The 23861-nt window shown below is 62.9% G+C and carries 22 protein-coding genes; 14 read left to right on the top strand and 8 right to left on the bottom strand.

The genetic code is table 11. From position 1 onward, the window contains the following. Position 1: 1 nt before the first annotated feature. Positions 2-883: a LysR family transcriptional regulator gene (locus ACSSVC_RS16300; protein ID WP_446440023.1), complete on the bottom strand. Its 882-nt coding sequence runs from the start codon at positions 881-883 to the stop codon at positions 2-4. Positions 884-1107: 224 nt separating this feature from the next. Here ACSSVC_RS16300 and ACSSVC_RS16295 point away from each other — a divergent pair, with 224 nt between their 5' ends. The 3 genes from ACSSVC_RS16295 (at position 1108) to ACSSVC_RS16285 (ending at position 4600) form a co-directional block, all read left to right on the top strand. Then, positions 1108-1818 carry a FadR/GntR family transcriptional regulator gene (locus ACSSVC_RS16295; protein WP_346636117.1) on the top strand — a complete coding sequence of 237 codons (711 nt, stop codon included), beginning with the start codon at positions 1108-1110 and terminating at the stop codon, positions 1816-1818. 106 nt (positions 1819-1924) lie between these two features. Beyond that, positions 1925-3118, top strand: coding sequence for an L-2-hydroxyglutarate oxidase (gene lhgO / locus ACSSVC_RS16290; protein WP_346636116.1), 1194 nt, complete (start codon positions 1925-1927; stop codon positions 3116-3118). A gap of 153 nt (positions 3119-3271) precedes the next feature. Continuing rightward, a complete protein-coding gene (locus ACSSVC_RS16285; protein WP_492611000.1) occupies positions 3272-4600 on the top strand; it encodes an MFS transporter in 1329 nt (442 codons plus the stop codon). Between the two features lie 38 nt (positions 4601-4638). Here ACSSVC_RS16285 and ACSSVC_RS16280 read toward each other — a convergent pair whose 3' ends face one another. From ACSSVC_RS16280 to mqo, 3 genes are all read right to left on the bottom strand, one after another. Then, positions 4639-5421 carry a DeoR/GlpR family DNA-binding transcription regulator gene (locus tag ACSSVC_RS16280; RefSeq protein WP_346636114.1) on the bottom strand — a complete coding sequence of 261 codons (783 nt, stop codon included), beginning with the start codon at positions 5419-5421 and terminating at the stop codon, positions 4639-4641. Between the two features lie 68 nt (positions 5422-5489). Further along, positions 5490-6212 carry a GNAT family N-acetyltransferase gene (locus tag ACSSVC_RS16275; RefSeq protein WP_492610999.1) on the bottom strand — a complete coding sequence of 241 codons (723 nt, stop codon included), beginning with the start codon at positions 6210-6212 and terminating at the stop codon, positions 5490-5492. 264 nt (positions 6213-6476) lie between these two features. Next, positions 6477-8114 (bottom strand): malate dehydrogenase (quinone), encoded by a 1638-nt coding sequence (gene mqo, locus ACSSVC_RS16270; protein ID WP_404939383.1) that lies wholly within the window; start codon positions 8112-8114, stop codon positions 6477-6479. A gap of 868 nt (positions 8115-8982) precedes the next feature. On the opposite strand from mqo, the gene ACSSVC_RS16265 reads away from it, so the two are divergent. From ACSSVC_RS16265 to ACSSVC_RS16240, 6 genes are all read left to right on the top strand, one after another. Then, complete coding sequence (locus ACSSVC_RS16265) at positions 8983-9477, top strand: PaaI family thioesterase (RefSeq protein ID WP_404939381.1); 495 nt, start codon at positions 8983-8985, stop codon at positions 9475-9477. Between the two features lie 168 nt (positions 9478-9645). Then, the gene (locus tag ACSSVC_RS16260; RefSeq protein WP_346636110.1) at positions 9646-10152 is read left to right on the top strand and encodes a sigma-70 family RNA polymerase sigma factor; all 507 of its coding nucleotides are present in this window, start codon (positions 9646-9648) and stop codon (positions 10150-10152) included. After that, positions 10149-11126 carry a FecR family protein gene (locus ACSSVC_RS16255; RefSeq protein ID WP_492612546.1) on the top strand — a complete coding sequence of 326 codons (978 nt, stop codon included), beginning with the start codon at positions 10149-10151 and terminating at the stop codon, positions 11124-11126. The genes ACSSVC_RS16260 and ACSSVC_RS16255 overlap by 4 nt, the downstream gene beginning before the upstream one ends. 90 nt (positions 11127-11216) lie before the next feature. Then, positions 11217-13649 carry a TonB-dependent siderophore receptor gene (locus ACSSVC_RS16250; protein WP_404939377.1) on the top strand — a complete coding sequence of 811 codons (2433 nt, stop codon included), beginning with the start codon at positions 11217-11219 and terminating at the stop codon, positions 13647-13649. 103 nt (positions 13650-13752) lie between these two features. Beyond that, entirely contained in the window at positions 13753-14448 is a 696-nt protein-coding gene (locus tag ACSSVC_RS16245) for a YwqG family protein (protein WP_346636107.1), read from the top strand. A 93-nt stretch (positions 14449-14541) separates the two neighbouring features. After that, on the top strand, positions 14542-15393 hold the full coding sequence (locus ACSSVC_RS16240; RefSeq protein ID WP_346636106.1) for a CAP domain-containing protein: 852 nt from the start codon (positions 14542-14544) through the stop codon (positions 15391-15393). 112 nt (positions 15394-15505) lie between these two features. On the opposite strand, the gene ACSSVC_RS16235 is transcribed toward ACSSVC_RS16240, so the two are convergent. Then, entirely contained in the window at positions 15506-16180 is a 675-nt protein-coding gene (locus tag ACSSVC_RS16235) for an ATPase (protein WP_492612545.1), read from the bottom strand. Positions 16181-16503: 323 nt separating this feature from the next. Here ACSSVC_RS16235 and ACSSVC_RS16230 point away from each other — a divergent pair, with 323 nt between their 5' ends. The 3 genes from ACSSVC_RS16230 to ACSSVC_RS16220 all read left to right on the top strand — a co-directional run bounded on the left by ACSSVC_RS16230 (position 16504) and on the right by ACSSVC_RS16220 (position 18662). Then, a complete protein-coding gene (locus ACSSVC_RS16230; protein ID WP_446440019.1) occupies positions 16504-17262 on the top strand; it encodes a hypothetical protein in 759 nt (252 codons plus the stop codon). A 67-nt stretch (positions 17263-17329) separates the two neighbouring features. Next, positions 17330-17881, top strand: a complete 552-nt coding sequence (locus ACSSVC_RS16225; protein WP_492612544.1) for a hypothetical protein — start codon at positions 17330-17332, stop codon at positions 17879-17881. A 139-nt stretch (positions 17882-18020) separates the two neighbouring features. Next, the gene (locus tag ACSSVC_RS16220; RefSeq protein ID WP_346636102.1) at positions 18021-18662 is read left to right on the top strand and encodes a LysE family translocator; all 642 of its coding nucleotides are present in this window, start codon (positions 18021-18023) and stop codon (positions 18660-18662) included. A gap of 39 nt (positions 18663-18701) precedes the next feature. Here ACSSVC_RS16220 and ACSSVC_RS16215 read toward each other — a convergent pair whose 3' ends face one another. Together ACSSVC_RS16215 and ACSSVC_RS16210 are read right to left on the bottom strand one after the other, a co-directional pair. Beyond that, positions 18702-18884 carry a DUF1289 domain-containing protein gene (locus ACSSVC_RS16215; protein WP_102879910.1) on the bottom strand — a complete coding sequence of 61 codons (183 nt, stop codon included), beginning with the start codon at positions 18882-18884 and terminating at the stop codon, positions 18702-18704. A 3-nt stretch (positions 18885-18887) separates the two neighbouring features. Beyond that, on the bottom strand, positions 18888-19259 hold the full coding sequence (locus tag ACSSVC_RS16210) for a hypothetical protein (protein ID WP_346636101.1): 372 nt from the start codon (positions 19257-19259) through the stop codon (positions 18888-18890). 113 nt (positions 19260-19372) lie between these two features. On the opposite strand from ACSSVC_RS16210, the gene ACSSVC_RS16205 reads away from it, so the two are divergent. Further along, positions 19373-21256, top strand: coding sequence for an amidohydrolase (locus ACSSVC_RS16205; RefSeq protein ID WP_492612543.1), 1884 nt, complete (start codon positions 19373-19375; stop codon positions 21254-21256). A 101-nt stretch (positions 21257-21357) separates the two neighbouring features. Here ACSSVC_RS16205 and ACSSVC_RS16200 read toward each other — a convergent pair whose 3' ends face one another. Next, entirely contained in the window at positions 21358-22932 is a 1575-nt protein-coding gene (locus tag ACSSVC_RS16200) for a L,D-transpeptidase family protein (RefSeq protein ID WP_346636099.1), read from the bottom strand. A gap of 151 nt (positions 22933-23083) precedes the next feature. On the opposite strand from ACSSVC_RS16200, the gene ACSSVC_RS16195 reads away from it, so the two are divergent. After that, entirely contained in the window at positions 23084-23797 is a 714-nt protein-coding gene (locus ACSSVC_RS16195; protein WP_346636098.1) for a murein L,D-transpeptidase catalytic domain family protein, read from the top strand. The last annotated feature ends 64 nt before the right edge of the window (positions 23798-23861 follow it).

Raw genomic sequence — 23861 nt, 5'->3', positions numbered from 1 at the left:
CTCACTCCCCGTGCAAGCCGTGGCGCGCCAGCAACTCGCCGAGAAACTCCACCACCCGATCAACCCGCTCCTGGCCCTGGGTCGCCAGGTTGCGCAACAGCCAGATATCCGCCCGGTGCGGCGCCATCTGCGGCAACACCCGGCACAAGCCCAAGGGTTCAGCGATGTAGGCCGGCAAGGCGGCGATCCCCAGGTCCGCCTGCACTGCCTTGAGCTGCGCCTCCAGATTGCCGGTGCGCATCCACAACGGCTGGCCGCCGCTGAGCTGGTCCAGCCAACGGGCCAGGGGCATGTGCGCCAGGGACTCGTTCCAGCCGATCAGCGAGTGCTGGCGCAACTGCCCGGGGTCGTCGGGACAACCCTGGGTGGCCGCATAACCCTGGGAACAGAACAGCGCCTGGGTCAGTGCGCCCACCCGGCGCAGAGTGAAGTTGCCGGCTTCGGGACGATGCAGGCGCAACAGCACATCACTGTGACTCTGGGTCAGCTTCACCGAGCGCGCCGAATTGACGAAATCGAAGCTGATCTGCGGGTGGCGTGCGCGAAACTCCGCCAGGGCGGGAATGATCAGGTGAGAGCCCATCAGCTCCGGGCAGTCAATACGCACCACCCCCGCCATGCGCGCACCGGGCTGGGACATCTGGCGCTCCATCAGGCGGAAACGCTCCTCAGCCTCAAGCGCCATGGGCAACAGGGCCTGGCCGGCCTCAGTGAGAAAATAGCCTTGGGTGTTCTTCAGGAACAACAGCGTGCTCAACGCCTCTTCCAGCATCAGGATCTTGCGCGAGACCGTCGACGCGGACACCTTCAGCGCCTGCCCTGCATCGGTGATGTTGTTGGCGTTGGCCACGGCAATGAAAATCCGCAGATCATCCCAGTTCACGCGTACCTGCCCTATCCATGAAAACCCAAGCCCGGAATCTTATGCGAAATCACTCGCCCGGCGCCCGGGGTTTTACGCAGCACCATCGAGCTGGAGTCCAGGCAACGTCTGATACCTCGGAGCGCGTCCCTAGCGGCCGGCGATAGCGCTGCCCTGTGGGTTTTTCTTGACAGCGAAAAATCTCAACGGCTATTGTCTGACAACCTGACTACCAAGGTTTCTCCATGCTTGAACTCCAGCGTCCCGACTCTCTCGTTGTGCGTGTGGTCAATGCGATCCGCACCGAGATCGACTCCGGCCGCCTGGCTCCCGAGTCGCGCCTGCCCACTGAACAGCAACTGGCCGAGCAGCTGAATGTCAGCCGCTCGGTGGTGCGTGAAGCCATTGCCCAGCTCAAGGCAGACGGCGTGCTGATCGCCCGGCGCGGCCTGGGGTCGTACATTTCCAAGACCCCGGCCGGCACGGTGTTCCGCTTCCCCCAGGCCGATGGACGCCTGCCGGATCTGGCGCAGATGTTCGAGATGCGCCTGTGGATCGAAACCCAGGCCGCGTCGATTGCCGCCCAGCGCCGCGATGCTGCCGATCTGCAGCGCATGCAGGACGCCCTGCAGGAAATGCACGACAAGCGCAGCGATTTCGACGCCGCTGCCTTGGCCGACGTGGAGTTTCACCGGGCCATCGCCGAAGCCAGCAAGAACGACTATTTCGTGGCTTTCCATGACTTTTTGCGCAGCCAGTTGGCCAGCGCCCGCAAGACCGCCTGGGAAAACTCGGCGCGGCGTCAGGTCGGCGGTTCCGCCGATGCGGCCCAGGAACACCAGGCGCTGTACCAGGCCATTGCCGCCGGCGATCGCCAGGCCGCCGCCGGTTGTGCCGATGCTCACTTGCGTGCCGCGGCCAAGCGCCTGGGCCTGGAGTTGCCTACTCTCGATTGAACACAGCTACAGACCGCAGGCAACACGCCTGCGTTTTTGTCGGCCTACTTAGTCTGACAACCTGATAACCAGACCTGAAACGTATTGATCCAAGGTACCCAGAACCATGATTTACGACTTTTGCATCATCGGCGGCGGCATCGTCGGACTGGCCACGGCCATGGAGATCCTCAAGCGCCAGCCCGGCGCTTCGCTGGTGATCCTGGAAAAGGAAAACGTCCTGGCCAAGCACCAGACCGGGCACAACAGCGGGGTGATCCACGCCGGTATCTACTACGCGCCCGGCAGCCTCAAGGCCGATCTGTGCAAGCGCGGCGCCGAGGCCACCAAACAGTTCTGCAGCGAGCACGGGATCAAGTTCGAGGTCTGCGGCAAAGTGCTGGTGGCGTCCAATGCCCTGGAAGTGCAGCGCATGGAGGCCCTGTACCAGCGCTCGCAACAGAACGGCCTGAAGGTGGAACGCCTGGACGCCGAGCAACTGCGCCAGCGTGAGCCGAACATCGTCGGCCTCGGCGGGCTGTTCCTCGACGCCACCGGCATCGTCGACTACCGCGAAGTCTGCGAAACCATGGCCCGGGTGATCCGCCGCGACGGCGGAGAAATCTGCCTCAGCCAGACCGTCACCGCGATCCAGGAGAGCGCCGACAGCGTCATGGTCAACAGCCATGGCGGCAGTTGGCAGGCGAAGAAACTGGTGGTCTGTGCCGGGCTGCAATCGGATCGCCTGGCGACCCTGGCCGGGGTCAGGATCGACCACCAGATCATCCCCTTCCGCGGCGAGTACTTCCGCCTGCCGGCCTCGAAGAACAACATCGTCAATCACCTGATCTACCCGATCCCTGATCCGGAGCTGCCGTTCCTCGGGGTGCACCTGACCCGCATGATCGACGGCAGCGTCACCGTCGGCCCCAACGCGGTGCTGGGTCTGGGCCGGGAGAACTACAAGAAGTTCTCCATCAACTGGCGTGACGTGGCGCAATACGCCAGCTTCCCCGGTTTCTGGAAAACCATCTGGCAGAACCTGGGTTCCGGCACCACCGAGATGAAGAATTCACTGTTCAAGTCCGGCTACCTGGAGCAGTGCCGCAAGTACTGCCCGTCCCTGGAGGTCTCCGACCTGCTGCCCTACGAGGCGGGGATTCGCGCCCAGGCAGTGATGCGTGACGGCAGCCTGGTGCACGACTTCCTGTTCGCCCAGACCCCACGCATGTTGCACGTATGCAACGCCCCCTCGCCCGCCGCCACGTCGGCGATCCCCATTGGTTCGATGATTGCCGACAAGATTTTCAAGGCCGACTGAAACACAGCGCATCACGCCTTCACATTCAGCGCTCCGGCACTGTCTGCGGGGCGTCGTGCCGCCGCAATAAACCGCCAGCCCCGCTCCAGGGCCGGCAGGGCAAGACCCGCGTCAACTCGACAATAAATACAATGATCCAAGAGGATGTACACAATGAGCGCAGTTGAAACCAGCAGTACTGCAGCGGAAACCCCACAACAAACCAAGAAACGCCTGCGCAAGGTGGCGGCGGCCACCATCTTTGGCTCGATGCTGGAGTGGTACGACTTCTACCTCTACGCCACCATGGCGGCCATCGTCTTCTCGAAGATCTTCTTCGATAACAGCAACCCGAAAAGCGCCATGCTGATGGCCTTCTCCACCTTTGCCATCGGCTTTATCGCCCGTCCCTTCGGCGGCATCCTGTTCGGCTACCTGGGGGACAAGTTCGGCCGCAAGCAGGTGCTGGTGCTGACCTTCTGCCTGATGGGCGTGTGCACCGCGCTGATCGGCCTGATCCCCAGCTACGCCTCCATCGGCATCTGGGCGCCGATCCTGCTGGTGGCGATCCGCATCATCCAGGGCCTGGGGGCCGGCGCCGAACTCTCCGGCGCTGCGGTCACCTCCTATGAACACGCCAGCGAAGGCAAGCGCGGCAGCCAGGGTGCCTGGCCGGCGCTGGGGCTGAACCTGGGCCTGCTGCTGTCGTCGCTGACCATTTACCTGCTGACCATCAACGGCAACGACTTCCTGCTGGCCGGCGGCTGGCGCATTCCCTTCGTGTGCAGCATCGTCCTGGTGGCGGTCGGCCTGTGGGTGCGCAACAGCATTCCGGAAACTCCGGAGTTCAAGGAGCTGAGCAAGGAGAGCCAGAAGGCCAAGGCCTCGCCCCTCAAGGCGCTGTTCAAGAACGACCTCAAGGGCCTGGCGGTGGTGTTCTTCGTCGCCATTGGCTACAACGCCCTGAGCTACATCTTCAAGACCTTCTCCCTGGCCTACCTGACCCAGTACAAGAATGTCGATGTGCACGTCACCTCGCTGTCGGTGACCATCGCCAGCCTGATCGCCATCGTCGCCGTGCCCTTCTTCGGCTGGCTCTGCGACAAGTGGAGCAGCAAGACCGTGCTGATTCTGGGCGGAGTGTTCTCGCTGCTGTTCGCCTACCCGTTCCTGGCCCTGCTCAACACCGGCGAGAGCCTGATGATCTACATCGCCATCGGTGTCGGTACCGGCATCCTGGCGCCGATGATGTTCGCGCCCCAGGGCTCGTTCCTCAGCCGCCAGTTCCCCACGGCCACCCGTTCCTCGGGCTTTGGCACCGGGCGCGAGATCGGCACCGCCATTGCCGGCGGCCTGGCGCCACTGGGGGCCCTGTCCCTGGTGACCGCCTCGGCCACCCACTCCACCGACGGCGTGGTGATCATTCTCGCGGTCGCCGCCGTGCTGGTGATGGTGTTTGCCCTCTTCGACCAGGGGCGCAAGCACTCGGCGTTCAAGAACTGACAGCCCGTTGAGCCGTCCGCAGGCCATCCTGGGGCGGCTCAGGCCAGCAGCACCTCGATCCCCAACTGGCGATAACCTTCGACATCCATCTCGGGCACTTCCCGCTCGGTCACCAGCCGTTGCAAGCGGTTGCACGGCGCCACCACAAAGGGCTCCATGGCGCCGAGCTTGTCGGCGGTGGTCACGGCAATCACCTGGGCGGCACTGTCGAACATCGCCTGCTTGATCGGCACTTCGTCGAAATGCAGGGAGCTGATGCCAATCTCCGGGTGAATCGCACAGACCCCGGTGAACATCAGATCGGCCTTGATCCCCTGGATCATCCGTAGCGCTTCATGGCCGCTGGCGGACAGGGTCGCCGGATTGAGCTGGCCACCCGCAAGGATCACCTTGACCTTGGGGTATTCGGCCAGGGCCACGGCAATCATTGGCGAGGCAGTAACTGCAGTCAGGCTGATATTGGCGGGCAGGGATTGGGCGATATGCAAGGTGGTGGAGCCGGAATCGAACAGCACTGTCTGGCCGTCCCGCACCCATTGCACGGCAAACTGCGCCAGGCGCAGTTTCGCCTCACTGGTTTCGCCCAGCCGGGTGAAGTAATCCTTGCCGCTGTCCTTGGGCCGCGGCAGCGCACCGCCATGGACCCGTTGCACCAGGCCATTGGCATCCAGCTCGGCGAGGTCGCGGCGGATGGTGTCTTCTGAGACCGCAAAGTGCCGGCTCAGCTCGGCGGCCATGACCTTGCCGTCACGTTCCAGCAGTAGAAGGATCTTTTGTCGACGCAGGGAGGGCAGCTCGGCTGCCGGGTGCAGGTTTTGCATGTTCTTGCCCGTTTTTGCCTGTTTTCGCGAGATTAGCCATGCCCTATCGCGAACACAAGCAGGCGCGGTCAGGAGATCAACTGTGGGGGGCGCGCGTTGTACAGCGCCGCCTCACCCAGGCGCTCGCGCACCAGTGTCTGGGCCTGGCGGGTCATCTGATCCAGCTGGCGGTCGCGCTTTTTCTCCGCTTCCAGCATGGCCTTGCGCCCGTGCTGGGCCAGCAGGTAGGTGTGAATCTGCCGTACTTCCACCGATTGGTAGATCGGTGCCACATCCAATACCGCCAGCAAGCCATCGCTGCCATGGTCTCGGGTATTCATCAGCACTTGCGGACCGCGGGCGCCCAGCACCTGAAAGCCCAGGGCCTCGAAACACTCCACTTTGGCCACGTGACACGCCAGCTCGGCATGGGGATAGCGGGCACGCAGCGTCTCCAGCATCTGCCGGGCAATGCCCTGGCGCCGATGACTTTGCAGCACCGCCATGTAGGCCACGGCGCAGGCCTGGGGGTCGTCCTTGACCGGCAGATACAGGGTAAAACCCAGCACCTTTTCGGGGTCCTGGCTGTCGCTGGCCACCAGCAGTTCCACCGCGATATTTCGCGAACCGTCCATGGCCTGCAGGTACAGATGCACCTCGTAGCCGACGCCGTACTGGTACAGGTTGTACAGCGGGTTGCTCGGGGCAATGGCCACCGCGCTGATGTCGGTGATGTAGTCCACGACCATTTGCTGGATCTGGCTCTGGATGGCTTCGGGCGGCGGGGCTTGGAACAGGGTGATGCTGGACATCGAGGCAGTGACTCCGAGGATTGAGGCGTGCCCGCAACGGCGGGCGCGGCAATCATACCGCGTCACGGGAAGGCACAGGCAGACAACAAGACGCTCGAGTCGGGCTCAAGCCTCATTGAGAAAGATAAGGAGATGCTGCTGCAGAGATACCGGCAAGACCGGCCGGTTGCGACGACATCAGGGATATCGCCGCACCCATGCAAGATACGGCTGCACGATGGCAGCCGCTGTGCCCCGTCCGACGAACGCGGACGGGGCCGAGGCTTACAGCGCCATGTCGGCCGCTGGGTTGCTCTGTGGCTTGGCCATGCTGGCCGGAGCCTGAGGTGCAGCACCCTTGACCGGTGGAGGCGTGGTCAGTTGCAGCACTTCGGCGGTGTAGGCCCATTCTTTGGCCACACGCTCAGGGCTGTCGTTCAGGGCAGTGCCGTAGCTCGGTACGATCTGGTGCAGTTTTTCCTGCCAGGCCGGGGTCGCCACTTTGTCCTTGAACACCTTCTCCAGCACGCTGAGCATGATCGGCGCGGCGGTCGAGGCACCTGGGGAAGCGCCCAGCAGGCCGGCGATGCTGCCGTCCTGGGAAGCGACGATCTCGGTGCCCAGTTTCAGCACGCCGCCCTTCTCTTCGTCCCGCTTGATGATCTGCACGCGCTGACCGGCTTGCCACAGGCGCCAGTCTTCTTTCTTGGCGTTGGGGAAGTATTCCTTCAGGGCGTTGAAGCGGTCGTCATCCGACAGCATCAGCTGGCCGGCCAGGTATTCCACCAACGGGTACTGTTCGATACCAACTTTGGTCATCGGCCAGAAGTTGTGGGTGGTGGTGCTGGTCAGCAGGTCGAAGTACGAACCTTCCTTGAGGAACTTGGTGGAGAAGGTGGCGAATGGGCCAAACAGGATGACCCGCTTGCCGTCCAGCACGCGAGTGTCCAGGTGCGGTACGGACATCGGCGGAGCGCCCACCGAAGCCTTGCCGTAGGCCTTGGCCAGATGCTGCTCGGCAACGCTGGCGTTCTCGGTCACCAGGAACGAGCCACCCACCGGGAAGCCGGCGTATTCGTTGGCTTCAGGAATGCCCGACTTCTGCAGCAGGTGCAGGGCACCGCCGCCGGCGCCGATGAACACGAACTTGGCGTCGGTTTCGGTTTTCGAACCGTCTTTGAGGTTCTTGTAGGTCACGCGCCACGAGCCGTCTTCATTGCGCTCGATGTCCTGCACTTCGCTGGACAGCTTGAGGGCAAAGTTCGGCTGGGCCTGCAGGTGGGCGACGAACTGGCGAGTGATCTCGCCGAAGTTGACGTCGGTGCCGATCGGGGTCCAGGTCGCAGCGATCTTCTGCGCCGGATCACGACCTTCCATCATCAGTGGAACCCACTTCTTGATCTGCTCGGCATCTTCGGAGTACTGCATGCCGCTGAACAGCGGGCTGGCCTGCAGGGCCTCGTAGCGTGCCTTGAGGAACTTGATATTGTCATCGCCCCAGACGAAGCTCATGTGCGGCGTGGAGTTGATGAACGAACGCGGGTTCTTCAGAACGTCGTTCTTGACCTGCCACGACCAGAACTGGCGGGAAATCTGGAACGCTTCGTTGATCTCGATGGCCTTGGCGATCTCGATCTTGCCGTCCTTGCCTTCCGGGGTGTAGTTCAGCTCAGCCAGCGCGGAGTGACCGGTACCGGCGTTGTTCCAGCCGTTGGAGCTCTCTTCAGCCACGCCATCCAGGCGCTCGACCATCTCCATGGACCAATCGGGCTGCAGCTCATTGAGCCAGACCCCGAGGGTCGAACTCATGATGCCGCCACCGATCAGCAGCACATCCACTTTCTTTGGCTCAGCCGCGTGCGCGGACGTGAGGCCTATCGACATCGCCAGCCCGATCAGGGCCGTGTTCACTTTCTTCAACATTCTGTAGTACCTACGATAGAACGCCATCCGCCGCCCCATCCTCGATCCTGCGAACTCAGTGCATTGCGAAACAGGCATTTCGCAGGTCCTGGATGAACGCATTCAAAAGAACTGGAGGGTGGGCACACAAGGCCGACGAGACTGGCTCGACCTCAGTTTTATATCGCTCCGGCGCTGACTTCTTGTCGTTTTTGGCTTCAGCTACTTGAGTGACACTTGTTTCTCAGGACACGTCACGGGACGCAAACCAACGGGCAATAACGCCCCACTCCTTTCACCGACACCGGACTGGGCTCGACGCACAACACTGACACCCGTCTACACGGGGCCAGCAGGACAAAGAAGGGTCGGGGTCAACCAAAGGAGGTAGACGAACACTGCCTGACATTGCATTCGGCGAGTTTGCCCAGACACTCCCGCACGCTTGCAAGGACCCGATCAGGCCACTTGAAGCAAAGCATAGGGGAGGTATTTCTGCACAAACGATGAACCGATTCAGCGCAAGAATATCATTACGGCATCAGCCTGTCTTGGCCGGAGCGGCTGCCCCGGCCCTCGGAAAAACCGCGACGCACCAGGGTCTGTACGAAAGCTGCCGAGCAAAGATCAGGCAAGGCAAAAACAGGCGAGGAAGCGGAGTGTAGGGGCCTACATGAGCATTCCGAGCCTGTTTTTAACGCAGCATGATCGAAGCGCAGGTAGTTTTCGTACAGAGCCTACGACACTCGCCACAATTAATGCGTCACAAAGACGCTGGCCGGCCGCTACGCCGCGGCACTGCACTGAGCCTTGGCGGTCAGCAATGGCACAGGCATCATGACCGGCTGCAAGACCTGCCAGACCATCGTCAAGGACAAGAAGAACAACCATGCACGAGACTTCCCTGCAAGACACTACCGCCCCCGAGGGCGTCTGTTTCGGCTGCGGCAGCAGCAACCATCACGGCCTGCACATCAAGAGCCACTGGCATGCAGACGGCGTGCACGTGGTCGCCGAGCACCTGCCCGATGCCAAGTACTGCGGCTGGCCGGACCTGGTCTACGGCGGCCTGATCGCCATGCTGGTGGACTGCCACTCCAACTGGACCGCCATGGCCTACCACTACCGCAACGAGCAACGGGAACCGGGCAGCCTGCCGCGCATCGATTGTGTCACCGGCAACCTGGGCATCAAGTTCATCAAGCCCACCCCCATGGGCGTGCCCCTGACCCTGCGGGCCAAGGTCGAGGGCGAAGTGGGGCGCAAGAGCCGGGTGATCTGTGAGGTGTATGCCGGCGATGTGCTTACCGCCATTGGCGATTCGGTGTTTGTCCGGGTCGATACCGGACAGTTGGCCGCCGCCGCTCATGGTCGTGAAAGCTGATCGGACAGCAGCCCCGCACCTGAGATTGGCAGGCGTGCCGAGCCACTCCTGCCCCTCCATAGCGCCATGACCGGCGAGGACTTCAGCGCTCACAGACAACGATTGCGGTCCTCCGGCGCGCCCCTGTACTATTGAGAACGATTCACACTCACATCTCGGCAGGCAACGGTGCATTCATCTTCGAGCAACAAGCTGGGCTTCTTTTTCAGCGACCATCACCGTTGGCTGCTGCAGCATATTCACAGCCGCCTGGGCAACCGCGCCGACGCCGAAGACACCGCCGCCGACACCTTCTGCCAGTTGCTCGCGGCCGAGGTCGACCCGGACAGCATCGAGCAGCCACGGGCCTACTTGTCCACCATCGCCAGGCGATTGATGTTCGATCGACATCGCCGGCGCCAGCTGGAACAGGCCTATCTGCAACGCTTGTCTGCCCTGCCGGAACTGCTGGCACCCTCCCCCGAGGAACAGTTGCTGCTGGTCGAGGCGCTGGTGGCCATCGACCGGGCGCTGGACGGTTTGCCACTGATCGTCAAGACCGCGTTTCTCTACAGCCAGCTCGATGGCCTGAGCTACGTGGCCATCGCCCGCAAGCTGGAACTGTCCGAACGCACCGTCAGCCGCTACATGAAACAGGCCTTGCGCCAGTGCTACCTGAGTGAGCTGGCCCTGTGAGCCGGCAACCCCTGGACCCGCTGACCGAACAGGCCATCGACTGGATGGTGCGGCTGCGCGCCGGCGACCCGGACCCGCGCCTGGAGCAAGCCCTGGCCACCTGGCTGGCCAGTGACCCGGCCCACGCCCAGGCCTGGAATCACCTGCAAGAACGGCTTGGCACCTCATTCAATACCTTGCGTGCTCTCGACCGACGCCTGCCGGGGCAGGCTGGCGAAGCCCGACAACTGTTGCTCAGCCCCCACCGCTCACGGCGCCAACTGTTGCGCGGCCTGGCCGGACTCGGCCTGCTGGGCGGCGGCCTATGGCTGGGAGCCCAGACTCGTTATGGCGAAACCCTGCTGGCGGATGTCAGCACCGGCCGCGGCCAGCGTCGGGACGTCACCCTGGCCGACGGCAGCCGCCTGAGCCTGAACGCCGACAGCGCTGTGGACCTGCGCTTCGACGACCAGCAACGGCTGGTGATCCTGCGCCATGGCGAGTTGCTGATCCAGGTTGCCGCCGACCCGCGGCGGCCACTGCGAGTGCGCACCGCCCAGGGCCAGGTCCAGGCGTTGGGCACCCGTTTCCTGGTGAGCCAGGAAGCCGGCGCCACCCGGGTCGTCGTGCTGGAGCACTCGGTGCGGCTGCGCCTGCTGACGGGCGATGAACGCGACCTGCAACAGGGGCAGGCCGCCCTGCTGCACTCCGAACGTATCGAACTGCTGGAGCAGGATCAGCGCTATCGCGGCGACTGGCTCAACGGTCGCCTCAACGTACTGGATGACTCCCTGGAGCAGGTGATCGCCGCCCTGCGCCCTTACTGCCGGGGCTACGTGCGGGTAGCCCCGTCGGTCGGCCATCTACGGGTGCAGGGCGTGTTCCCTCTGGATCAGCCGGAACGGGCCCTCAGCGCCCTGGCGGAGACCCTGCCGATCAGGATCGATCGCTACAGCCCCTGGCTCACTCTGATCCGCCCGCAGAACCGAGAATGAATATTTTTTGAAAATCACTCTTATTTGTGTCCGGTTTTCATTTCTCATCCCACCTATCTCCTGACACGCCAACACAATCAGGAGAATTCCGTGCGCAACCCTTGGTTCCATGTCCTTCCCGCTGCCTTCGCCGTGGCTGCCCTGAACAGCCAGGCCCAGGAGCAGCTCCAGTCGTTCAACTTGCCGGCGGCCCCCCTGGCCGTGACGCTCAACGCCATCGCTGGCCAGAGCGGCGCCGTGCTGGCCCTGGAACCGGCGCTGGTGCAAGGCAAGCAAGCCCCAGCGGTGATTGGCCGGATGACCGCGCTGCAGGCCATGCACAGCGCGCTGGTTGGCAGCGGCCTGCAACTGAAGCTCACCGTCAGCGGCCACTACAGCGTCGAGCCGCTACCGGCCGACGGTGCCCCCGTGCAACTGGGCACGACCAGCATCATCGAGAGCGGGTTCGACACCACCACTGAAGGCTCCGGCTCCTACGCCGCACGTGCAGTGACCATCGGCAAGGGCACCCACAGCCTGCGGGAGATTCCCCAATCGATCACGGTCATGACCCGCAAGCAACTGGATGACCAGGGCCTGACCGATCTCAAGGCCGCGGCCAACCAGACCACCGGCCTGGTGGGCGTGCAAGGGGTGGGCAAAGGCATGATCCTCTCCTCCCGCGGCTTCCAGATCGACGACTGGCAATACGATGGCGTGCCGATCCCGCGCAACACCTATTCCCTGGGCAACTGGGCGACCCAGGACCTGATCTTCTTCGACCGCCTGGAAGTGCTGCGCGGTGCCTCGGGGCTGCTGCAGGGCACAGGCAGCCCGGGGGGCGCGATCAACCTGGTGCGCAAGCGCGGCCAGAACACCCCGACCGTGACCCTGACCGGCAAGGCCGGCTCGTGGGATCACTATGGCCTGCAACTGGACGCCGGCGGCCCACTGAATGCCGCCGGTACGGTCCGCGGGCGCGTGGTGGCCGATGAGGACCAGAGCGATTCGTTCATCGACAAGCAATGGAGCAAGACCCACTCACTGTACGGGTCCCTGGACTTCGATCTGAGCGACGACACCACCCTGGGCCTGGCTGCCAGCCGCTCCGAGGCCGAATCGCGGCCGATGCTCCGCGGCTTGCCGCGCTATGCCGACGGCAGCACGGTGAACCTGCCGCGCTCGACCTACAGCGGCGCGCGCTGGAACCACTCGCAGATCAACGTCACCACGCTGTACGCCGACCTGGAGCACCGCTTCAACCAGGATTGGACCTTCAAGGTCGGTGCCGTGCGCATGAGCGAAAGCAACGACTCGATCCAGCAACGCATCCAGACCACCCTTGAGGGCGTCAACCCCGACGGCAGCGGCTTGCAGTACGCCGACTGGGTCACCGACTTCGACAACACCAAGATCGGCCTCGACATGAACCTCACCGGGCGCTTCGAGGGCCTGTCCATGGAGCAGGAAATCACCCTGGGCGGCAACTACTCGAAACTGACCACTGACGACGTCTTCGCGCGCACCTTCAACAATGGCGGCAACATCTTCGCCATCGACCACGATCGGCCGAAGATCAGCTACGACAGCCTGCTCAATACTCCCGGCGGACGCGGCACCCACAGCCGCTACGATGTCCGCCAGAAAGGCCTGTATGGCAGTTGGCGGATCAAGCCCATGGATGACCTGACCCTGGTGCTGGGTTCCCGGGTCAGCTGGTATGACTACCGCTACGACGCCACCAACTACCAGGCCATCAGCCACAAGGGCACCGCGGACGATCCGTCCACCATGACCGACAGCGGCGAAGTCACGCCCTACGCCGGCATCGTCTACGACCTGAGCCGCGAATGGTCGGTGTATGCCAGCTACACCGATGTGTTCGAGCCGCAGACCGCACGCACCGCCAGCGGCTCGGTGCTGCAACCGGTGATTGGCAGCAACTATGAAGTCGGCCTCAAGGGCGAACTGCTCGAAGGCCGGGTCAACACCTCCCTGGCGCTGTTCCGCTACGACCAGAAGAACCGTGCCGTACAGGACACCGCCTCGGGCTACGCCTGTGACGGCTGGTACTGCTCCACCGCCTCGGGCAAGGTGCGCAGCCAGGGGCTGGAAGCCGAAGTCAGCGGCGAAGTGGTCGATCGTTTGCAGCTGTTCGCCGGCTACACCTACAACACCACCACCTTCCTTGAAGATCCGAAGGATCAGGGTCGAGTCTTCAGCCAATGGACTCCCAAGCACATGCTGCGGGTATGGAGCGACTATCGCCTCGACGGCGACTGGAGCCGGGTCAGTACCGGCCTGGGCTTCACCAGCCAGAGCCACACCCTGGGCTATGAACGCAGCTACAAGGTGCCGGGCTACACCGTCTGGAACGCCCGCATCGCCTATCAGTTGAACGACGAGGTAAGCCTGGCACTGAACGCCTACAACCTGTTCGACAAGCACTACTACATCTCTGGCTACAACCAGTTGGATGGCAACAACAACTTCGGCGATCCACGCAACTTCATGCTCAGCGTGAAGTACACACCGCAGTTCTGAATCGACCTTGTCGCAGCGCTCCCCTGCGGGCGCTGCAGACAGCGCCGGGCTTTTGTATGATCCGCCCTCGCCCCGCCCCTTCCTGAGGACGTTTCATTTGAGCATGGACATTCAAGACATCCAGCGCAGCCTGGCAAGACCCGCGCTAAAACTCGTCGCCGGCGGCTTTCGCCCCACCCAGGCCATGGATGAAAGCTGGCTGGGCCGAGTCTTTCTGTTTCGCGAAGACGAAGAGTTGCCGCGCAACGGCGCCGGTGAAACCCTGCTGCCCTTTGCCCAGCTCTATCTCCCTAGCCTGCCCTTTCACAGCCCGCTGCTGGAAGGCGTGCGGGTGCTGAGCGTGTTTGTCGCCAACCCCTTCCCCGAACCCTTGGAACCCATGGGCGAACGCTGGCTGATCCGCGAATACCGCGACGACGAGGTGCTGGTGCACAAGGAACTGGCGGCTCCCGGAGCCTTCCTCAAACCCCTGCCGATCAAAGCCGAAGCCGTGGCCGAGGACTTTCCGCTGTGGGACGGTGGCGGCATCCCCGATGAGGTGGAGCAGGCCATTCTCGACTTGGAACGCAGTGGCCGGATCGAGTGCTACTACGACCTGATCAGCCACTGCTATGAACACAAGCTGGGGGGCTATCCGTCCTACTGCCAATCGGGGATCGATGCCGGGGACGGTTTCGAGTTCGTGATGCAGATTGCCTCCGACGCCAAGATCGGACTCAACGTGGTGGACGGCGGCAAACTGATGTTCTGGAAGCATCGCGACACGGGGGAATGGGCGCTGTACTTCGACTTCTATTGAGACCCGCCGGTGAATAGCGATTTCATCCTGCAACGGATGAAAAGCCCGGGCGCCGGGTGCATCATGAGCGCTGTCATTTTTCGGGAGATCTTCATGCCCCTGCGTCCATTGCTCTTGCCCGCCGCCGCTCTGGCGCTGGGCCTGCTGGGTTCGGCCAGCGCCGTGGCCGATGATCGGTCGCAGTTGATCGAATCGATCAACGCCTACCGCAGCCAGCCGCAACGTTGCGCCAACCAGGCCTCCTCGGAGCTGCCGCCGCTGGCCAGCGATCCGCGCCTGATCCTGCCGGTGGACAACGTCGGTGACCTGCAACAGGCCCTGGCACGGGTGGCCTATCCCATGGTCAATGTGCAGGCCATCAGCCTCTCCGGCCCCCGGGACGCCCAGGCGGCGATGCAGGCGGTGCGCGAGAGCTTCTGCCAGGTGGTGCTGGACCCGCAGTTCGTCGATATCGGCGTCAATCGCCAGGCCAACCAGTGGCGCATCGTCCTCGCGCGACCGTTGCTGGCCGCCCGCCTCGGGGATTGGCAAGCCGAGGGCCAGCAATTGCTGGCACAGATCAACAGCGCCCGCAGCCAGCCCCGGCAATGCGGCGGCCAGAGCTTTGCCGCCAGCGCACCGCTGGCCTGGAATGCCACCCTGGGCAGCACCGCCGAAGCACACAGCCGGGCCATGGCCAACCAGAACTATTTCGATCACAAGGACCATGACGGCCGCACCCCGGGCGATCGCGCCGAACTGGCCGGGTATGCCGGGCAACAAGTGGGCGAGAACATCGCCGCCGGCCAGGACAGCGTGCGCAAGGTGCTGGACGGCTGGCTGGCCAGCCCCGGGCACTGCGCCAACCTGATGAACCCGGCCTACCGCGAGCTGGGAGCGGCCTATGCGGTGGACCCGAAAAGCGATGCGGGCATCTACTGGACCGCGATGTTCGGCGCGCCTTGAGGCGCCGGCCTGTGGACCACAGCAGCCGGCAAGCCCTGGACAGGGTTCGAGCCCGGCCATGAACGCAAACGCCCCGAGCAACCGGGGCGTTTTTTTTCAGCCAGTGGTGACCTTACTGGTTGGTCGCCACCTGCCCTGCATCACCCTGGGTCACCAGTGCCTTGAGGGATGCGTCGAACTGCTTCAGCGCATTGACCTGCAGCTCGGTCTGCTGGTTGATCTGTGCGGCAATCTCCGGCGCCGCCTTGCCCCGGACCCAGACCGAAGGCAGCTCCTTGGCCTGGATGCCTTCGGCCTTGCCGATGTATTGCAGGTTGGCGTCATAGAACTTGGCGATAAACCGCGCCTCCACCTTGCTGTTGCCCTTGGTCACCAGTTGGTTGTAAGTGTCGAGCATGACCACCACATCGGGCCGGGCCTGGACCACGGCATCGAGGCTGTCATACAGAGTCACGGTGCCAAAGTGTTTCTGCAACGACGCCATCAGCCAGTTGATCGCCCGTTGCGGGTCGGAACTGTCGACGAAAGCGGCGCTGATACGCGGATCAAGGCCGGCATTCTTCGCCCCATTGAGGGCCACCGAATGGTAGTGCTGCAGATACTGCAGGGTGTTGACGGTGTTTTCGCTGTACAGCACCGCCGCCGATTGGGCGTGCTGCAGATTGGCAGCACTGTCGGCGATGGGCAGGAAGTGACAGGACATGTCGTCGGCAGCGAAGGCTGTCGCAGAAGCACCGGTTCCCGCGATCAAGACAACCACAAGGGTCAATAGAGTCGAGATTCTCATCGGGTGTTTCCTTCTGCAGCCAGCACGGTGTAAGCGCCATCTTCCTCCTTTGCTGGAAAAACGGAACCTGCACTTTTTGATGATAACTATCGATTGCAGCAATGATGTAAAAGGCCTGGACACCTGAGCTGCTTTTGCATCGATCGCCCGCGCCAAGGACTGCAAAAACAGACTCTGCTTTACCGTTCCCGTCGATACTGGATAATGGCAACTCGCCATAACCGGGCAGTATTCCTCTTCCGTGAGGTCCGCTGGAAAAACTGTCTGACAAACGCCTGCAAGAACGCATGATCCAACTACGGAACAAGGAGCCAGTACCGTTGATGTCCTCTCAAGATTCAATCGCACCGTCGACCCGCACCCAGAAACTCACCTCATTGATCACTCGGGGAATGGCGGGCCTCGGGGTCGTACTGAGCGCTCTGTGGGCCCTGATTACTTATGCGGTCCCCGATCCCAGCGTCTTCGGTTTCAGCTTCATCAGCTGGAAAAATGTAGTGTTGCTGGTCAGCACCTTCCTGTTCTTGGGGGCGGTATCCCTGGGCTGGCAGATGCGCAATCTCACGCCCCTGCTGAGAGGCGTGCTGCAGTTCGGCCTGGCCTGCATCCTCTCCTTCGGCTTTTTCATCCTCGGCACCGAGTACGCCAAGCCCTCGTTCGAATTCGCCAAGCTGCAGGCCAAGATTGTCGAAAACGAAGGCAACAACCTCCTGGGCCGACGCATTGAAGTATTGGATAACGTACGTTTCGAACTGGAGGGCTGTGAAAACATCGGCCGCTTGCCGACCTGCTCATTCGAGCTGACCAACCTCAACCTTGATCGCAATTTCAGTTTCGACAATGGCACTCGCCTGTTCGACGAATCCGGCGGGCCACTAACTTTCAACTCCATTCGGGTGGGTCAGGTCGAGTCCCATTCCTGGCTGGACTTCCAGCTGATTCGCAATGTGCCGACCCGGGTTACCCTGATCTTCCAGCAAAGTAACAACAAAATGAGCAGAACCCCGGCCATCAAGCTGGTATTTCGTGATGGCAACAATGACCCGCTGACCCTTAAGTTCAGCGACGTGACCATGCAGTAAATCGACCTCGACCAACCAGCCGGTGCCTGAACACTCGATAAATCAGGAACCGTCAGCGGAGCCCCGGATGAATACCTCGCACCTGGACACCTTGCGTCGCACCATCGCTCAATGCCCCATCAGCCCGCCTCCGGAACCTTGGAAGCTGGTCACTGAGCGAGCCGCGGGCAGCCTGCTGGAAGTCGGTTTCGATCGTGAGTCTGAGCTGTTGCTGGTGACCTCCAGTTCAGGACGAAGTGTCATCGACTGCCTGACGGGTGAAAAAATTGCCCGGGACTATACGCAGGACGTCGAAAGCAACCGTTACCTCGAGGCCCAGGGGATTGGGCCTCTAGCGGGCAAGTCCATTGCCATGTCGGGTATCAATGGCGGCAGTCTGCCCCTGGGTAGCAACGACGGCTGGCAGGTCGAGAGCGTCTCCCTGGCATGGCCCGAACATCACCTGCTGCTAGTGGAGCCTGGATCTTGGCTGTATGGCACCCAGATCAATCGACCGGTGGTTTTCCACAAGCTGGCCATTGAAGCCGGATACAGAGCTTTTGGCTTTTCCTACAGCGGCCGCACGCTGATTATTGCGTCGTCCTGCGATCTGAGGGTGTATCAGCGCAATGCCTTCTAAGCGCTACTGACAATTGCCAACCTAGCGCGACACTTGCAGTCCCAAAACCGCCCAGACGCAGCCTGGAAATTTTGGCTTACAGCCTGGTGCTGCCCCCTATAGAATCGAACCCCCTTTTTCTGCAAGACGAGTCCGAACCATGGATGCTCACTCGATATTGACCTACACCCTGGTGGCGGCAATCGCCATCGCCAGCCCCGGCCCTGCCACCCTGGTGGCGCTGCACAACAGTGTGGCCTACGGTGCCAAATCGACCCTGTGGTCATCCCTGGGCAATATCAGCGGGCTGTTCTGCATGTCTGCCGCGGCCATGCTCGGCCTGGGTGCGCTGATCGCCAGTTCCGAGTGGGTCTTCAACGCGGTGAAAATCGTCGGCGCCGGCTATCTGTTCTACCTCGGTGCCAAGCAGCTGTTCAGTAAAAGCCAGCTACTGAGCGCGAGCAGCACCGACAACGGCAAGCTTGCGCCCCCGCCGCGTCTGAAGTTGTTCAAGTCGGCCTTCCTGACCGCCGCCACCAACCCCAAGGCGACGATCTTCTTCACCGCGCTGTTCCCGCAGTTCATCGACCAGCACGCGGCGCTGCTGCCGCAGTTCTTCATCCTGACCCTGATCTTCATGGCCCTGTCGCTGATCTCCCTCAGCGTCTATGCCGTGCTCGCTTCCCGGGCCAAGGGCGTACTGACCCGGCCGGCACTGTCCAAATGGGTCAATCGCGTGGTGGGTTCCACATTCATCTTCTTCGGCACCACCATCCTGGCGATGCGTCGGCAAACGGTCTGATCAAGCGTCTGACCTGCCTTGCGGGGAGTGTAGCGGTCCTCAGCCCTTCTTTTTCTGCAAGGCCTTGAGCCGCGCACTGGCCCGCTGCACGGCGGCCATTTTTTCCGGGCGCTTCATGCGCTTCCATTTGCGGATGTCCTCCTTGGTCCGTCCGCAACTCACGCACAGGTCGCCGCTGAGCTGGCACAGGGCGATGCAGGGATTGTCGATTTCCTTGGCCATGGCTCAACCCCGTCCCGGACGCAGGCGCTTGAGGCGTTGCCCCCAGTCTCCGGCGCTGACCCTGCGGCACTGCTCCTCGCTGTCGAAGAACACATGGGCGGCCAATGAGTCCAGGCACACCTGGGCCTCGTTCAACGCCCGGGCCGTCAACTCGATCATCAGCGTGCCCTGGCCCGCGGCCAGAGCACGCTCCTTGTGCGCCTGGGTGTCGAAGACCCAGACCACCACCAGGCTGGCGGGAAAGGCCGCGTAATCCGCCTCGTGGGTCAGCCAGGCAAACCCCTCGATCTGCGCCTTGGCGCTTTCGCAAGCCTCGGTCAGGGTGACGGCCAGCAGACGCTCCATGGCGGCCTGTTGGCGTTTGTTCAATGGCATGACGACCCTCGAGAGGCAAAAAAGGCCGCACACGATACCTCAAGCTTTTCGCTCAGGGCGCATCTTTGCGTCTAGGCTTGAGCCCTCCTCCATACCTTCAAGGAAGAAAGGTCATGTCACGACCCTCACTCACGCTGCTCCTGGCCGCCATCCAGCTCGCCTGCGGCACCGCCATGGCCGCCACAGGCGCCCCGGAGGCGGATGCCATCTGGTTCAACGGCCCGATCATCACCCTCGACGACAAACACCCCAATGCCCAGGCCGTAGCGGTGAAGGACGGCAAGATCCTCGCCGTGGGCGAGCGCAAACAGATACTGCAGAACCAGGGCCCGACCACGCAGATGCTCGACCTCAAGGGCTCCACCCTGCTGCCGGGCTTTATCGACCCCCACGGCCATGTATCGATGGTGGGTTTCCAGGCCGCCAGCGCCAACCTGCTGCCACCGCCGGACGGTGCCAACAACACCATTCCCAAGCTTCAGGAAACCCTGCGCAACTTTGAACAGCAGTCGCCGATCCCCAAGCAGTTCGGCGTGCTGTTCGGTTTTGGCTATGACGACTCCCAACTCCAGGAGCAGCGTCACCCGACCAAGGACGACCTGGACGCCGTGTCCAGGGACGTGCCCATTGCCATCGTCCACCAGTCCTCGCACCTGGGGGTGCTCAACAGCAAGGCCCTGGAACTGGCGAAGATCGACGCCTCGACCCCCAACCCGGAAGGCGGGGTGATCCGCCGGGTCGAGGGCAGCCAGGAGCCCAACGGCGTGCTGGAGGAAAACGCCTTCTTCAACGCCTTGATCAAGATCTTCCCCAAGCTCACGGCCGACCAGGCGGTGGACATGCTCAGCGCCGGGCAACAGCTGTACATCAGCTATGGCTACACCACCCTGCAGGACGGCCGCTCCTCGCCGGACCAGGTCAGGACCGCGATCAAGGCCGCCGGCGACGGCAAGCTACTGGCGGATATCGTTTCCTACCCCGACATCCTCACCCCGGGCACCAAGGAACTGCTGGTCGCGCCCTGGTATCACCCGAGCAACCAGCCGGTGAGCTACGACCGGCACTTTCGCATCGGCGGGGTCAAGCTGACTCTGGACGGCTCGCCCCAGGGCAAGACCGCCTGGCTCAGCCAACCCTACTTCAAGCCGCCCCAAGGCCAGGATGCCAGCTATGCCGGCTACGGCGTGGTCAAGGACGACCAGGCACTGGCCATTTACAAGGAGGCCCTGGCCAATCGCTGGCAAATCCTCTCCCATACCAACGGCGACCGGGCCATCGACCAGTTACTGACCTCGATGCGCGCCGCAGAAAAAGCCTACCCCGGGGTCGATGTACGTCCGGTGATGATCCATGGCCAGACCCTGCGCCAGGATCAGGTGGCCGAGCTCAAGCAGTTGAAGATCTTCCCCTCGCTGTTCCCCATGCACACCTACTACTGGGGCGACTGGCACCGCCAATCGGTGCTGGGCCCGCAGCGTGCAGAAAACATCTCACCCACTCAATGGGTGCTCAAGGCCGGTCTGAAGTTCACCACCCACCACGATGCCCCGGTGGCGCTGCCGGACTCCATGCGGGTGCTGGCGGCCACGGTCAATCGCACCACGCGCAGCGACTATGTGCTGGGGCCGGATCAGCGAGTGACGCCTCTGCAAGCGCTCAAGGCCATGACCCTGTGGTCGGCGTACCAGCACTTCGAGGAGGACCGCAAAGGCTCCATCACCCTCGGCAAACTGGCGGACTTCGCCGTGCTCTCGGCCAACCCGCTGACCGAAGCGCCGGAAACCCTGAGCGAAATCAAGGTGCTGAAGACGGTCAAGGAAGGCCGGGTGATCTATGAGCGGCCGGCCAAGGTGGCGCTATTGCCGCCGCCGCTGGGCATGCATGGCGATCCGTCGCTGCCGGTGCCCCAGGGCATCAAGGCGGTCGCCCAGGGTGATGGCGACCTTGGACCGGCACTGGATGTGATCTACGACCAGCTGGCACCCGCGCAGCCTTGAAGCCACTGCGAGACGGCCCCTTGTAGGCACACGCGTGCTCGAGGAGCTGCGCGTGCCGGTTGAATCCACTGCTCTCGGGTTCATCGCGAGCAAGCTCGCTCCTACAGGAGCTTGCTGCCCAGGGCGCTGGACAGGACTTCGTCGTGTCCATAGATATCCGGCGCATAGAGCAGCTGCCCATGGCTGTCGGCCTGCACCGTCCAGTAGCTGAGCAGGATCGGCACCGGCCTGGCCAGGCGGAATTCATGGGTCAGGCCGGTGGCCAGCAAGTCGTTGGTGCGCAACCGCTCCGCCGGGCTCAGCAACCAGTCCCGCAGTTGCAGCGCCTGTTCGACCCGCACGCAGCCGGAACTGAAGGCGCGAGGCCCCTTGCTGAACAGCGCCTGGCTCGGCGTGTCGTGCAGATACACGGAGAACGGATTGGGAAAGCGGATGGCGATGCGCCCCAAGGGGTTGCGCGGGCCCGCCCCCTGGCGCAGGAGGATATTGCCCGGGCGCTCCCAGTCGACGTCCTCGGGCGCCAGGGGCTGGCCATTGGCATCCAGCACCTGCAGGTTCTGCCGATTGAGGAAGCCCTGGTCACGGCGGATTTCCGGCAGTTTGTCTTCCTTGAGAATGGTCGGCGGCACGGTCCAGGTGGGGTTCAGGGTCAGGCGCGTGACCTGGGACTTCAACAACGGCGTCTGGCGCTCGGCACGCCCGACCTGGGTGCGGGTCTGCCACACCACCGCATCGTCCTGATAGAAGGTCAGTTGCGCGGCCGCGACGTTCACCAACACGATGTTGGGTTCGAAATCCTGGGCCAGCCAGCGCAGGCGCTCGAGGTTGATGCGCAGTTGCTCGCGGCGCTGGGCCGGACTGATGTTCAGCTCCTTGAGGGTGCCCGCGCCAATCACGCCATCAGCCTGCAGGGAATGACTGAGCTGGAAATTTTTCACCGCGCTCACCAGGTCACTGCTGTAGGTATTATCGGCACTGACCTCGGGGTTTGGCAGAAAGCCGCCCAGGTACAGGCGCTGGGCCAGCTCCGGAACTCGCTTGTCCTGCATGTCCGGACGCAGCAGCGGGCCACCGGCCACCGCCTGCCAACTGGGTAATGGCTGCTGGCGTTCCCGGACATACACCTGGCGCAGGTTGCGGTATTGCTCAAGGTTCGGACGGGCCTGATCGAAAGCGCCGGCGAGATTTTCCAGCCCGGGGACGGCCATCGCCAGCAACGCCGCCTGGCGATCGTCCGCCAGCGGCTGGGCTCGCCACAAGGGCTCGAAGCGGCTCTGTGACAAGCGACCGTAGTGCAGGTCCTGCAGGGCTTGCAGGTACTGATGACTGATCGCGATATCGGTGCACAGCCCATCCCCTGCGGTGCTGCTCACCGGCAGCCGGTAGCGCCCCGGGTCCAGGCCGTCATCGATCACTTGGGCCAACTGCGCCTGCAGGCCGGCCAGCCGGTGCTCGGCAGACCACACTGGCTGTTCGCCGGTCTGGCGGTAGAACGCCTGCAACAGCAGTTGCGCGGAAGCATCCAGGCGCGGACTCAGTGCCGGGCAAGCCACCGCCAACTGGGTCAGCGTCAGTTGCATCGGACTGGCCGTCGCCAGCGCAGGGTCCTCGGCCAGCGCGACCAATGGCGCAGCGAGCAGGCACAGGCTCAAGTAACATGCGGTTTTTTTGAACAACTGCTTTACTCCAATCCGTGGCCTTCAGTGCGTTGGCCAACCGTTACGGCAGATGGGGAACAATCAGGCCTGGGATCTAAACATATAGACCAGACTGCCGGGGGAACGACAGGACGTCAGGAGCCAAAGTGATCATGGGGACGCTTTATACATGTTGAACTTCTTGTGCCGACTCTGCCTGGCGACTATCGCTCTGGGCGCCCTTTGCAGTCCTTCCTTCGCCGCCAGCAAACCCGCCCCCGCGCTGTACAGCAGCCTCGCTCACGCCGCACCGGAACTCAATCCCCAAGCCTTGAAAAGTGCCCTGAATGCGATGCAATGCGCGGTCAACAGTGGCGCCCGGCAAGCCCGGCACCTGGCGGTGATCGACTACTCGCAACCGTCCACCGCCCGGCGCCTGTGGATCTTCGACCTGCGCAGCAAAAAACTGGTCCTGCGGGATCTGGTGGCCCACGGACAGAAGTCCGGGGAAAACTTCGCCACCCAGTTCTCCAATCGCCTGGGCAGCTATCAATCCAGCCTGGGCCTGTTCCGCACCCAGGAAAGCTACGAGGGCAGCCACGGCTACTCCTTGCGCATGGACGGCCTGGAGCCCGGCTTCAATGACCGGGCCCGGGACCGGGATATCGTGATCCATGCCGCCGACTACGTGAATCCCTTGTGGAGCCAGCGCCAGGGCCGCATCGGCCGCAGCCAGGGCTGCCCGGCGGTGCGTCCCCAGGTGGCGCGCCAGGTGATAGACAAGCTCAAGGATGGCCAGTTCATGTTTTCCTGGTATCCGGACCAGCGCTGGCTCAAATCCTCGGCCTACCTCAACTGCCAGCCGCGACAAGTGGCGAGCATCCTCGGCAGTAACGGCGGCTGAGGGCTCAAGGGCGGTGGTGCAATGCCGATCAGCGAGAGCGCCCGTAACCGGGTTAGACTCGCTG

The organism is Pseudomonas sp. E1BtOHC1 (assembly GCF_058744285.1).
This window is presented reverse-complemented; position numbering and strand designations above follow the sequence as displayed.